Below are 13,308 nucleotides of genomic sequence, written 5' to 3'. Positions count from 1 at the left end.
GGAGAAGCGGCGGTCGGCGCCGACAACGAAGCCGCCGCTGGTCGCCTTGGAGCCGGACAGATCGGCGCTGTCGCGGACGCGGGCGTCGCGGCCAAAACCCTGCCCCCAGGCCGACCAGCCGTCCTGCACCCGCTCCGCCGGCGTGACAGACGCGAACGCGTTCATTGCAGCGGACGTCTCCGCGGTCATGGTGTTGCGGCCCGCATAGGACAGCGCGAAGGACTGCGCCGCGCCGTTCTGTCCCTGCTCGCCGCCGAGAGCGATCGTATCCTGACGATCGCCAATCGCCCCGAGGAAGCCGGTGAAGGCCTGCAGCGACGAGCTCGACACCGCAGGTTGGCCAGGGCCGGAAAGCTGCGTCAGCGCCTTGTCGTACTGCGTCTCGGAGTCGAGCTTGTACAGCGCATCGAACAATGACTTCTCGCGTGCCGAGGGCAGCACACCCGCCGCTGGCCGCGCGTTGTCGAGCGCACCGGCGACCGAGCGCTGGTTGGCGCCGAGTTGCCCGCTGGCCGCGAAGGTGCTGAAGTTTGCCGGCGTGACCACCAGGGTCAGCGCCGTGGGATCGTACACCAGATCGAACCGCGTATTCGCCGCAAGCCCTGCGGTCGGCTGCGCCAGCGATGAAAAGCTACCGGCGGTGCTGGCGCCGTTCTGTGCCTGCACGATCGCGAAGTCTGTGCCGAGCGCCGGCGTATAGTTGCTGACGGTGCCGACGCTTCCGCGTAGCACCGGCGTCAGCGTGCCGGCCGCATAGAACACGTTGCCGGCGCCGGTGACGAAGATCTTGTCGTAAGTGCCGGGGCCACCCGGCACGATAAGATTGCCGTCGATGTCGATGCGCGTCGTCGCCGTCGAGGTCAGCGTGACGTTGCCGTTGAAAGTCAGCGTGCCCACCGAATTGCCGGTCAGCACGGTGCCGGCCGCAACCGAGCCGTTCGCGACGAGATCGCCAATATTGGCCATCTTGCCGGGCGACAGCGCGCCGGCGATCACCGAGTCGCCAACCACGGTGCCGAAGCCCGCCAGCGTCGCGGGCTGTGCGACCGACAGCTTGCCCGCGTTCATCGTCAGCGTGCCGTCGACCGCGAGCGTACCGAGCTGCGCGAACACGTTGCCGTCGGCATTGGTTCGGCCGGAGATCGTCAGAATGCCTTGGCCGACCTTGCTGAAGTCGCCCTGCGTGGTCAGCAGCTGGCTCCAATAGGTCGTCTGGCTGGCATCAACGTTGACCGCAGTGTTCGCAGCCAGCGTTGCCGGACCGTCGGTCGCACGATCAAGCCGGATCAGGCCTTGGCCGAACACCGCGTCAATGCCCGGCGCGCCGAGATCCTCGGTGGTCGAGAACAGCAGATGCGCGAGATCCTGGGCGTTGTACGTCGGATTGGCCTGGATCAAGACCGCTACCGCGCCAGAGACCGTCGGTGCTGCCATCGAGGTGCCGGCCTCGAACGCATAGGTGTTGTCGGGAACGGTCGAGTAGATCTCGGGGCCGGTACGTTCGTCACCGCCGGGTGCCGCGACGCACCAGCTCGCGGTGACGCCGCAAAGGTTGGAGTAGTAGGCCGGCGTCTTGTTGAATCCGACCGACATCACGCCGATGATCTGGCCGCTCTGGTTCTGTAGAGCAGTCGCGTCAAGCTTCTGTCCCAGATCATCATACACGCCAAGTGCGGCATGGGCGGGGTTCAGAAAAGGCAGCAGCGCGAGTCCCGAAGGATTACGCGCCGCAACAGGATTGGCAGCACGGTCGTTGCCGTTGGCGGCCACGATGATCTTGCCGGCCTGCAGCGCGCTGAGCGCGGCGTTGGCCTCTTCGGTCACATCGCCGACGACCCATTGCGTCAGGTTCGTCGATCCGTTGAAATTCGGTCCGTAGCTGGCGTTGTAGACCATGGTGCCAGTGAGGCCCGCGAAGTAATTCAGTGCCTCCACCGTCGCGTCGCTGCTTCCCGCGACGACGTACCCCGATCCAGCGTTCCCCGTCAGCACACGAAGCGGGATAATGTTGGCGTCGTAGGCCACGCCATGGGCCGCGACGTTGTCGAACTTCTCCCCGGCCACGATGCCGGCGACATGCGAGCCGTGGATATCGCTGTCGTTGAGCGGCGTCAGCTGGTTCTGGTCGAAGACATCGCCCTGCTTGACGACGTAGTTGCGTCCGAGGCTGGTCAGCAATTTGCTGGAGAGGCCGGCATTGCCGAGGTCGAAGCCGGTGTCGGCTACGGTCACATTGACGCCCGCACCGGTGAAACCACGATTGTAGGCGGCCTGGGCGCCGATCATATCGAGGTTCCAGGTCTGGTCGCGAACGCTCGGCAGCGGATTGGGCAGATTGGGCGACGTGTTGTTCGCCATCGCGCCGTTCTGGTACGACGCCGCCGCAAGTCCCGAGGTTGTCGTCGTTCTGGCAGCGATCACCTGGGCCGCATTGGGAGCCAAAGTCAGCGATTGCCCTGATGTCAGCATGCCGAGATCGGCTGCCGTAGAGACGTTCCGCGATGTAACTGGCGACAGACCCGCGGCGAATTCGACCACCGCACTCCGTAAGGCGGGATTGCGGTAAGTGCTATCATAGGCTTGGGCAATCAGCTCGCGCTCGCCCCGGCGCAATGCGTCGGCCAGCGTTTGCCGAAGCTGGGCCGAGATCTCGGACGCCGACTTGGCTTTCACAGCGGGTTCTGCGGCGGAGACGATCGAACCGGATGCGCTGACCAGAAACGAGGTGCAGAGCAGAATCGCCGTGTACTTGCAAAGTCCGTTTGTCATGAAATCAGCCCCCACCGGCCACGCGCGTGCGAGACGTGCGTGGCTATCCGCCATTTCAGTACGCTTCGCGTTTGCAACGCGATGTGTCTGACGGACGTTCTAAAACAGCCTCGAAGCGGAGCGACAGTGCGGGAGCGTTCCAAGCAGCCGGCCGGCGTCTGTTTCCTTTGACCGAGCGTCTCATCCGGCGAACCGAACGGCGCCGTGTGGATACAGCCGCCGGGTCCGGCGGGCGGACCGAGGCGGTCGCCCCCATCTCACCGTGCGATATTGCTTGGCGGAGCGGCTCTACGATTCGTATCCGGCGGTGAAATGCGGTAGAATGGGGTTCTCAACCTGTCAGACGCTGGTGCGCCGGCCGGGTGAGCGACGTGTGACAAAATTGATTCATGGCTGCCCTCCCCCGCCTGTTCTACGTCACCTCCGGTCTCGATGAAGACAACGCCTTCGCCACTTGGCGCGCGGTGATTTCGCCGCTTTTCGAGCCGCGGCCCTGTTTACGTGGCAGCAAGACCCCGACCGGGTCGGCGTTCGGCGTGATCATCGGCGATCTCGTGGTCGCAAAGGTCGCGTTTAACGCGCAGGATTTCGTCCGGGACGAGCAGCGGATCGCCGCAACGCCGGACCACCTCCTGCTGCATCTCTATGTGACCGGTGGGTTCAATGGCACTGTCACACGGCAGCAAACCACCATAGGGCCAGGCAAGGTCGCGCTGATCGACCTCGCCTATCCGCTGGCAACCCGGGCTTTCGCGTCGCGGACGGTCTGTCTCGTGGTCCCGCGCAAGCTGCTGGGTGACGTGCCTTTGGACAGGCTGAAGCCCCGGCTCGACCCGCTGCGCAACGATCTGCTGGCCGCCCATATGCTGTCGCTGCAGGAACGCAGCGCGCAGCTGACCACCGACGACGTGGCCATCACCGTCGCCGAGACCGCCGGCTTTCTCAGACGGCTACTGGCGCCGGTGACTCCGGATCAGCTGGAACCGCAGAGGGACACCGACGACACGATCGTCGCGCTGAGCGAGGCTCTGATCCGCGAGAACCTGGCAGTCCCGGAACTGTCGCCGGATTGGCTGGCCCAGAAACTCGAAGTCTCCCGCGCTTCACTCTATCGGTTGTTCGCCGACCGAGGCGGCATCATGCGCTACGTGCAGGAACGACGGCTGCTCGCGGTCCAGGCCGCGCTGAGCGATCCGCTCGACACCCGCCGGCTCTCGCGCCTTGCGGCCGACCTCGGCTTCAAGAGCGAGGCGCATTTCAGCCGCAGCTTCCGGGCGCGTTTCGGCGTGACAGCCAGCGCCTACCGGCAAGCCCAGCTCGAAGCATCGGCGACGATCCAGCTCACCAGTCCAGCCGTAGTTCAGCAATGGTGGACCGCGGTCGCCGCCTGACCGCGCCGCTTAGCCGAAATCCGTATTGTGTGGCCGTCCTGGCCGCGTGTAAGAGCGGAGAGCGTCGGAGGCAAAGGCGTTGAACTTCAGTGCCATCTTCCATCAATTCGCGACATGGACGTTTCGGGCGGCGATCACCGGTGGTCTGCTCGGGGTGATCTATCTGGCAACGCGTGGCGACACCGACCTGCCTGGCGCACAACTCGTCGCAGCGCAGCGCGCGATGTCGGCCACTGATGCCGCGCCCTGCCAGCCGATTGGTCAAACCGCAACCGGTGAGCTGGTGTATTCGATGGACTGCGAGCCGCTGCCTGCGGCAGCGTCCGGTCTCGGTCCGGCGGCGAAAGCCAACTAAAATCTCTAGGTCTTACTCGCTGCCGCCGATCAGCCGGTTGAAGACCGCCCTTACCTCGGCCTGGGTTTCCTTCACCCGCGCCTCGAGCGAGGAGAAATCCGGGGCATCGCCGGCCCGGACCATGACCCGCAGCAGATCGTCGCCCGCGCTTTCCGGCTTGAATTTTTCGCTGACGCACAGACGCAGGATCTGCGTCAGGTCGTGATACAGGCGCGCCGCCGGCCGCAGCACGTCGGCATCGGCCTGCGCGAGGACGCCGAGGCGCGCCGCATTGTCGATCGCTGCCAGCGTGTTGACGCCAAGAATATCCGGATTGGCGTGCGCGTGGACGAGTTGCAGATACTGCGCGATGAAGTCGATATCGACCATGCCGCCAGCGGCGTATTTCAGATCCCAGACGTCGTCCTCGCCCTTCTCTTGAGCGATGGCGTGGCGCATCTCCGCGACGTCGTTGGCGATGATCATCGGATCGCGAGGACGGGTCAGTACCGCGCGGATGACTGCTTCAATCCGGGCCCGGAACTCCGGAGACGCCGAAATGACTCGCGCGCGCGTAAGCGCGAGGTGCTCCCAGGTCCAGGCCTCGCTCTCCTGATACTCGGCGAAGGCATCCAGCCGCGATGCGACCGGACCGGCACGGCCAGACGGCCGCAGCCGCATGTCGACTTCGTACAGCACACCGTAATTAGTCCGGGTGGTGAACGCCGAGATCAGTCGCTGGGTGAAGCGCGCGAAGTACTGAGCACCGTGCAGCGACCGTTCGCCGTCGCTGTCGGGCTGCTCGTGATCGAAATCGTAGATCAGGATCAGATCGAGATCGGACGACGCCGTCATCTCGCGGCTGCCGAGCTTGCCCATTGCCAGGATTGCCGTCTCCTGTCCCTTGATCCGGCCGTATTGCGTGGCGAACTGGGCGCTGACGAGCTGATGCACCGTACCGACGATGCCTTCGGCGACATCGGCGAAGGCGACGCTGGCTTGCTGGGTCGACACCGTGCCGGACAAGATTCGCGTGCCGATCAGGAACAGGCTTTCCTGCCCGAACAGCCGCAGCCGATCGAGAAACTCCTCGTAGGAGCCGGCATCCACCAGTGTCCCAGCAAGTCGCGTCGAGAGTTCGGCGCGGTCCGGCATCGCGCCGAAGAAGCGCGGATCGATCAGGCCATCGAGGATCTGCGGCTGTCGCGCCAGCATATCGCCGAGCCGCGGCGCCGCCCCGAGCACCAAGGCGACCAGTGTCAGCAATTCGCGGTTCTGGCTGAGCAGCGAGATCAGCCGGCCGCCGCGATGCAGCGCCTGCAGCAAGCGGTCGAACGAATTGATCGCATTGTCCGGCTCTTCGGCGCGCGCGAGCTCCTCGACCAGCGCCGGCACGAACTCACGGAACGCGCGCTGCGTGGCTTCGACCTTGAGTACCCGATAGCCGCCCGCCATCCATTGCTGCAGCGTGGTTGCGACCATCAGCGGTTTCTTGTAGCCGAGCGCAACAAGGTGATCGAGCAGCCGCGTATCTTCCGGACCGCCCGCATAGTCGATCGGTTCCTTGGCAGTGCCGGCGGGGTCGCCTTCGAACAATTTGGCGTAGTGGCCCTGCACGCATTCGAGATGCGCCAGCAGATCGCGCGCGAACGTCGCGCGGCCGTCGTAGCCGAAGAAGCGCGCGAACCGTTCGATACCCTCGACGCTGTCTGGCAGCGTGTGCGTCTGCTCGTCGGCGATCATCTGGATGCGATGCTCGACGCGGCGCAGGAATTGATAGGCCTGGCTCAGCTCGTCGCGCGCCTCGTAGGTGATCCAATTGCGCGCGGCCAAAATATCGAGCGCTGCCAGTGTCGGCCGCACCCGCAGTTCCGGATGTCGCCCGCCCGCGATCAGTTGCTGAGTCTGCGCGAAGAATTCGATCTCGCGAATGCCGCCGCGGCCGACCTTGACGTTGTGACCTTCGACCGCGATCTCGGTCTGGCCGCGAAAGGTCTGCATCTGCCGCTTCATGTCGTGCACATCGGACAGCGCGGCGAAATCGAGGTGCTTGCGCCAAACGAACGGCGCGATGTCGCCGAGCAGCGCTTCGCCTGCAACGAGGTCTCCGGCGCAGGCCCGCGCCTTGATCATCGCCGCACGCTCCCAGGTGCGGCCCTCGCGTTCGTAGTAATTCAGCGCCGACACCGTCGACAGCGCCACCGGTGTCGACGCCGGGTCGGGGCGCAGCCGCAGGTCGACGCGGAACACGTAGCCGTCGTGCCGGCGCTGCTGCAGGATGCGGCTGAGCCCTTGCGTCACCCGCACGAAGAACGGCTGCGGCTCGATGTCCGGCGCCAGCGTGGGCGCGTCGAGATCGTAGAACACGATCCGGTCGATATCGCTGGAGTAGTTCAGCTCGCCGGCGCCCATCTTGCCCATCGCCAGCACGACCAGGCCCGAGCCCTGTTCGGGCGCGTCGGTGTTGGGCGGGTTGATGCGGCCGCGCGCGGCCTCCTGGCGGAGCAAGAAGCGCAACGTCATCTGCACCGAATTGACGGCAAGATCGGTCAGCGCCTGCGTCACCTGCATCACCGGCCACAGCCCGCCGATGTCACACAGCGCGATCGAGAGCGCGGCCTCCGCCTTCATCCGGCGGAGGATCGTCATCACCTCGGCTTCATCGGCTGCCGCCGCCACCGCGCCCGCGGTGCTGTCGAGCAGCGAGCTGAAGCCGACGTCGGGATCGTTGCGCAGCACCCGCAACAACCGTGCCGGATCCGAGCGGATGAGATCGAACAGGTAGGGAGAAGCTTCCGCGATCGCCTGGAGCAGCGTGCCGATGGGCGGGTAGCGATCGGCAACGGCTTGGATCGCGCCGGACCGCTCGGCTGGCAGATCGGCGAGCCAGTCGGCAAGCTTCTTCTGCGCCTCCTCCGGCGCATGCAATTGCGGTCCGGCAGCGAAGCGCGCGGCCAGGGCGGAGGATGGGATGCCCGCGTCAATCGCGGAGGAAGTCATGCCGGCGTCGGTTCTGGGATCGGATTGCTTGGAGCCAGTCCTTCGCCCGTGTGCGCCGGAATTGCAAGCGTGGCGCGCAAACCCGGCTGCGCGTCGGACAGCCGCAGCTCGCCGCCGTGCAGCGTCGCCACCGCCGAAGCCAGGCTGAGTCCGAGTCCGGAACCCGGCAGCGTCCGGCTGGCTTCGAGCCGCACGAAGCGCTCGACGGCGTGCTTGCGGTCCGCTTCAGGGATGCCGCGGCCATGGTCGGTCACGCTGAGCAGGGCCTGCTCTCCATCGCGGCGCGCTTCGATCAGGATCGAAGCAATCTCTGCCGGGATGACGGCCTGCGGTTCGGCGCCCGGAGCGGTCAGCGCGAGCTGGGGTTGGCCGTATTTGATTGCGTTCTCGACCAGATTTGCGAGCGCTTGGCTGATCAATTCGCGATTGCCACGCACCGGCGCGGAATCGGCCTCCACCCGTAGGGTCAAACCGTTGTCTTCCGCCAGTGGCTCGTACAGCTCGTGGATGTCGCGCGCGATGTCGGCGGCATCGAAGGAATCCATCTCTCCGCTGGCATGGCCGGACTCGGCGCGCGCGATCATCAACAGCGCATTGAAGGTCCGGATCAGCCCGTCCGACTCCTCGATGGTGCGCTCCAGCGCTGCCCGATAATCGGCCTCGCTCCCCGACAGCGCCAGTGCCTCCTCGGCCCTGTTTCGCAGCCGCGTCAGCGGCGTCTTCAAATCGTGCGCGATGTTGTCGGAGACCTCCTTGAGGCCGTTCATCAACGCCTCGATCCGCTCCAGCATCGCGTTGAGATTTTCCGCCAGGCGGTCGAGTTCGTCGCCGCTGCGGCCGACCGGTAGCCGGCCGGACAGATCTCCGGCCATGATCCGCTGCGTGGTGCCGGTCATCGCATCGATCCGCCGCAGCACGCGGCGGGCGACAAAGATGCCGCCGCCGAGCCCCAGCACCACCACGATCAGAACCGACCACTGCGCCGCCGAGGCCACCACCTTGAACAGCCGGCGCCGCTCCTCGAGGTCGCGGCCGACCAGCAGGCGAAACCCGCTCGACAGTTCGGTGACGCGGACCAGCGCGCGGTGATCGCCGCGATCCTGATCGTCAAGCCGGCGATAAAAGGTCTCGCTCCAGCCGGTCTTGCTCATCACGCCCGGGGCCAGCGCGCCAACATTGCCGGCCACCGCCTGCCCCGCCGGCGTTGTGACGAGATAAAGGTTCGCGCCCGGCCGTAGCGCCCGGTTCTCGATCGTGAACACCAGCCCGCGCAGACCGCGCCTTGTGTAGATGTCGTCGATCTCGCCGATCTCGGCGTTCACCGTTGTGGTGATCTGATCAGTGATCAGCCGGCGCGTATTCCAAGCGAAGTAGCCCAGCAGCGAAGCCGCGAACAGCCCGAACAGAAACAGGTAAACCAGCGTCAGCCGAAACGCCGTGGTTCGGATCAGTTTACCGAATGCCGTCACGGATCATATACCCCGCGCCGCGGATGGTGTGCAGCAGCGGCCGATCGAAGCCTTTGTCGATCTTGGCGCGCAAGCGGGAGATGTGGACGTCAATCACGTTGGTCTGCGGATCGAAGTGATAGTCCCACACGTTCTCCAACAGCATGGTGCGGGTCACGACCTGGCCGGCATGCTTCATCAGATATTCGAGCAGACGGAATTCGCGCGGCTGCAGCGTCAGCTCTTCACCGCCTCGGGTGACGCGGTGTGACAGCCGGTCGAGTTCGAGATCGCCGACGCGGTAGCTGGTCTCTTCCGCCGGACCGCCGTGGCGGCGCGACAACACCTCCACGCGGGCGAGCAACTCGGCAAAGGCGTAGGGCTTGGGCAGATAGTCGTCGCCGCCGGCGCGCAAGCCCTTGATGCGGTCGTCGACCTGGCCGAGCGCGGATAGGATCAGCGCCGGAGTGCGATTGCCCTTGTCGCGCAGCGTGCCGATCACCGACAGGCCGTCGCGCTTGGGCAGCATGCGGTCGATCACCAGCACGTCGTAGTCGCCGCTGTCGGCGAGTGCGAGTCCTTCCTCGCCATCGCTGGCGAGATCGGCGACATGGCCCACCTCGCGAAACGCTTTCACCAGATAATCGGCGGATTCGCGGTCATCCTCGATGATCAGGAGGCGCATATTGGATTCGGATTCGCTCAAAGGCTTGCTGGTTTCGGGCACCATGACGGGACTTCAGCCTCCATGCAAGGCGGCAGGATGCGCCCACCGGACATGGAAGCGGGCGATGGAGCTGGGGGAACTCCACCGCCCGCCTAGTCCTTCCGACGGAGGGGGGCTGACTCCGGGCGGAAGGTAGAGGGCGGGGACGAGTTGTTCACCCGTCCCCAGGAAAGGCCGTCGGCGGGGGCGACGTTGCCGGCGACTCTCTCCAACTCTGCGCGACGATCAGCCCTTGGCCGAGATCGGCAGCGCGACGAAGCGCGAGGAGCCACCCGAGCGGACCCGGATCAGCACGCTGTTCTTGTTGTCGGCCTTGGCGGCGTTGATCGCTTCGCGCACGTCACCGGGGCTGGCGATGGTCTTGCCGGCAACCTCGAGAATCACGTCGCCCTCCTTGAAGCCGCGATCGGCGGCGGCGCTCTTCGGATCCACGTCCGTCACCACCACGCCGTCCTTGCCGGCGCCGGCGACCGAGCTGGACGGCGCGATCGTCAGACCAAGCCGCGGCACCTCGGTGCCCCGGCCGGAGCTGCGACCGCTATCGTCGTCGTTGCTGGCCTTGGCCTCGATCTGGTTCGGCAATTGGCCGAGCGTCAGGCTGAGCTCCTTGTCAGAGCCCTTGTGCACGACCGTCAGCTTCACGGTGTTGCCAGGCGCAAAGCCGCCGATGGTCCGCGCCAGTTCGCGCGCGTCCTTCACCGGCGTGCCGTTGACGGCGGTGATCACGTCGCCCGACTCGATGCCGGCCTTCGCCGCGGGGCCGTCCTTTTGCGGTTCGGCGACCAACGCGCCTTCGGCCTTCTTCAGGCCAAGGCTGTCGGCGATTTCAGGGGTCACCGGCTGAATCTGGACGCCGATCCAGCCACGGCTGACCGAACCCTTGTCCTTGAGCTGCTGCACCACTTGCTTGACGGTCGACGCAGGGATCGAGAACGCAATGCCGACGCTGCCGCCTGAGGGCGAGTAGATCGCGGTGTTGACGCCCATTACTTCGCCATTGGTATCGAACGCCGGGCCACCGGAATTGCCCTTGTTCACCGGCGCGTCGATCTGAATGAAGTCGTCATACGGTCCGTTGCCGATGTCGCGGCCCGAGGCCGAAACGATGCCGGCCGTCACGGTGCCGCCGAGACCGAACGGGTTGCCGACCGCCAGCACCCAGTCGCCGATCCGCGGCTTGCCGTCGGACAGCTTGGCGAACGGGAAATCGGTGCGACCTTCGACCTTGATCAGCGCCAGATCGGTCCGCTGATCGGTGCCGATCACCTTGGCCTTGTAGGTCTTGCCGTCGTCGGTCGTGACTTCAACCTTGTCGGCGCCGTCGACGACGTGGTTGTTGGTCACCGCATAGCCGTCGGCGGTGATGAAGAAGCCCGAGCCCTGCCCGGTCATCATGCCGCCGCCGCGATGCCCGCGCATGCCCGGCGGCAGCTCGCCGCCGAAGCGGCGGAAGAAACGCTCCATCGGGGAGCCCGGCGGGAACGGCGAGTCCTCGCTGCGGTCGTCGTTCTTCGCAACCTTCTCGGCAATATTGACCTTCACCGAGATCACCGAAGGCTTCACCTTCTCCACGATATCGGCAAAGCCGACCGGCTGCTGAGCCTGGTTGACCTTGTTACCAACCTGGGCGTGCGCCGGTGTGCTGAACAGATCAACCGAAGCCGGGGTCTGCGACAACCCGAACGCGCCGGCGCCGAGACCGCCCACCACCGCTGCCATCAGCGCGAACTTGCGGGCCGAGAACACGGAACGGCGGGCCGGACGGGACGGCTGCGAAGGGGCGTCGAAACGGCGGTCAGTCATTCGAAGAGTCTCCAGAACCAGGAATTCGGTGGTGCAGGATCAGCACCTGTGGGTCTGAAGATGGGGGCTCGTGCCTTACCGCGCGCTGGCGGCTGCATTAAAAGTTTGTAACACGGAGGTATCCGGCCGCGACGCATGGTCGCGATCCCGCCGCCCTCGGCTCACGACTTTGTCAACACTCGTACATTTGTGTCGGAAACGAGATCCCCTCCGACCCAGCTACTGATCGCAGCAAATTGCACAACTAACTGATATTTCTTTCAGTTTTCCGTGGCCTGCTTCTTGCCAAGGCGGTGGCCAAGGACGCCAGCGGCGTCGGTGGATCACACAGCTAACAGGAGAGCGCCTTGGCCAACATTACCTTCTCTTCGCCCGTCATGGCGAAGGACGTCACCGTCTATGCCGTCGCCGGCGATCGCGGCACCATTCTGGCCGTCGCGAAGGCCCACAAAATTCCGATCCCGTTTGACTGTCAGGACGGTGAGTGCGGCTCCTGCCTGGTGCAGGTCGAGCACTTCAATCCGAAAGCCAAGTCGGCGGTCGCGCTGACCGAAAAGGAGAAGGAAGTTCTGCGCCAGCTCGGCAAGATCACCAAGGACGAGATCACCAACGCCGAAGTCAACGACATCCCGCCGCGCTACCGTCTCGCCTGCCAGACCTTCGTGCGAAACGAGGACATCCTGGTGAAGTTCGAAGGCGACAAAACCAAGCCGCAGAAGATGGCCGTGACTCCCGCTGCCGCACACTACAAAGGCGGCCTGGAGATCAACACGCTGCCGGACTTCTTCAGCTACGCCGCCAAGGTTGAGGAAGACGCTGCTACGCATTACGACGATCTCGCCAAGGCGATGGCCGAGGCCGGCAATGAACCGGTCGCCAAGCTGTTCGCGCAGCTCGCCGAATTCTCGCGGTTGCATCTGGCCGAAGTGAAAGCGCGAGCCGGATCGATCGACGTCAGCAAGAACGTGCCGCCGGACTACGCGTGGCCGGACCACGCCACGCCGGAGCGTGCGGCCGTGTGGGCGTCTGACATCACCCTCACCCGGCTCGGCGCGCTCAAGGCGGCACTGCAGGGCGAGCGCCGCGGCTATGAATTCTATCGCGCAGTCGAAGCCACGACCAAGTCGCCCGAAGTCGCCGCAGCCGCCAAGGAGTTTGTCGGCGAAGAGGCTGAGCACGTCCGCATTCTCGAAGCCTGGATCACCCAGGAAGAATGGGCGCTGAAGCACGCCGAGGCCTCGGAATCCAAAACTGCCGAAAACGCCTGAGCACGTCACCAACGAAGACGGCCGCCGTCGCACCGGCGGCGGCCGAACAGCGAAGGATAACTCACATGGAAACGGTCGAAGAGTTTCTGGCGCACTCCATTCGCCTCGAACAGGAAGCGGCGCTGCGGTTCGGTCAGCTCGCCGATGCAATGGACAGCTGCGGCAACAAGGAAGTCTCCAAGCTGTTTCGCCAGCTCGCCGACTACTCGCGGATGCACCAGGCCGACGCCCAGGCCCGCGCCGGCTTCCGCGACATTTCGCAGATGGAAGCCGGCGATTTCAAATGGCCGGGTGTCGAGAGCCCGGAGGCCGCCGCGATCTGGGGCACCGATCCGTTCATTGGCCGCGACCTCGCCTTGCAGATCGCCCTCGAAGCCGAGACCGGCGCTTTCGACTGGTACAAGAACGTCCTCGACACTACCGACAATCCGGAGATCAAGGCTCTGGCCAAGGAGTTCGTCGCCGAGGAGAGCGGTCACGTCGCCGAACTGCACCGCTGGATCGCCCTGCATAAGGCCGGCAAGCCGCTGCCCGAGGAAATCGTGCCGTTCTGAGATCGCGCGCAGAG

General features: G+C 65.2%; 9 protein-coding genes. 4 read left to right on the top strand and 5 right to left on the bottom strand.

Annotated features, from left to right (window positions below):
- The coding region (locus ACOJTD_RS18960) for a S8 family serine peptidase (protein WP_420134421.1) at window positions 1-2,769 on the bottom strand (2,769 nt) is incomplete at its 3' end.
- Between the two features lie 389 nt (window positions 2,770-3,158).
- Here ACOJTD_RS18960 and ACOJTD_RS18955 point away from each other — a divergent pair.
- Together ACOJTD_RS18955 and ACOJTD_RS18950 are read left to right on the top strand one after the other, a co-directional pair.
- Window positions 3,159-4,160, top strand: coding sequence for a helix-turn-helix domain-containing protein (locus ACOJTD_RS18955; protein ID WP_420134420.1), 1,002 nt, complete (start codon window positions 3,159-3,161; stop codon window positions 4,158-4,160).
- A 79-nt stretch (window positions 4,161-4,239) separates the two neighbouring features.
- Window positions 4,240-4,515, top strand: coding sequence for a hypothetical protein (locus ACOJTD_RS18950; RefSeq protein WP_420134419.1), 276 nt, complete (start codon window positions 4,240-4,242; stop codon window positions 4,513-4,515).
- A gap of 12 nt (window positions 4,516-4,527) precedes the next feature.
- Here the strand turns inward: ACOJTD_RS18950 and ACOJTD_RS18945 are convergent, their stop codons facing one another.
- From ACOJTD_RS18945 to ACOJTD_RS18930, 4 genes are all read right to left on the bottom strand, one after another.
- Entirely contained in the window at window positions 4,528-7,494 is a 2,967-nt protein-coding gene (locus ACOJTD_RS18945) for a bifunctional [glutamine synthetase] adenylyltransferase/[glutamine synthetase]-adenylyl-L-tyrosine phosphorylase (protein ID WP_420134418.1), read from the bottom strand.
- The gene (locus ACOJTD_RS18940) at window positions 7,491-8,963 is read right to left on the bottom strand and encodes a sensor histidine kinase (protein WP_420134417.1); all 1,473 of its coding nucleotides are present in this window, start codon (window positions 8,961-8,963) and stop codon (window positions 7,491-7,493) included. The genes ACOJTD_RS18945 and ACOJTD_RS18940 overlap by 4 nt, the downstream gene beginning before the upstream one ends.
- Window positions 8,947-9,627 (bottom strand): response regulator transcription factor, encoded by a 681-nt coding sequence (locus ACOJTD_RS18935; protein WP_082363811.1) that lies wholly within the window; start codon window positions 9,625-9,627, stop codon window positions 8,947-8,949. Before ACOJTD_RS18935 ends, ACOJTD_RS18940 begins: the two co-directional genes overlap by 17 nt.
- Before the next feature lie 267 nt (window positions 9,628-9,894).
- On the bottom strand, window positions 9,895-11,472 hold the full coding sequence (locus ACOJTD_RS18930; protein WP_420134416.1) for a Do family serine endopeptidase: 1,578 nt from the start codon (window positions 11,470-11,472) through the stop codon (window positions 9,895-9,897).
- A gap of 347 nt (window positions 11,473-11,819) precedes the next feature.
- Between ACOJTD_RS18930 and ACOJTD_RS18925 the strand changes: the two genes are divergently transcribed.
- Window positions 11,820-12,740 carry a 2Fe-2S iron-sulfur cluster-binding protein gene (locus ACOJTD_RS18925; protein WP_420134415.1) on the top strand — a complete coding sequence of 307 codons (921 nt, stop codon included), beginning with the start codon at window positions 11,820-11,822 and terminating at the stop codon, window positions 12,738-12,740.
- 65 nt (window positions 12,741-12,805) lie between these two features.
- Complete coding sequence (locus ACOJTD_RS18920) at window positions 12,806-13,294, top strand: ferritin-like domain-containing protein (protein WP_420134414.1); 489 nt, start codon at window positions 12,806-12,808, stop codon at window positions 13,292-13,294.
- Window positions 13,295-13,308: the final 14 nt, after the last annotated feature.

The organism is Rhodopseudomonas sp. (assembly GCF_048594845.1).
In the GTDB taxonomy this organism is placed as follows: Bacteria; Pseudomonadota; Alphaproteobacteria; order Rhizobiales; family Xanthobacteraceae; genus Rhodopseudomonas.
The sequence above is the reverse complement of the archived record's forward strand: the minus strand, read 5'-3'. Positions and strand labels throughout refer to the sequence as shown.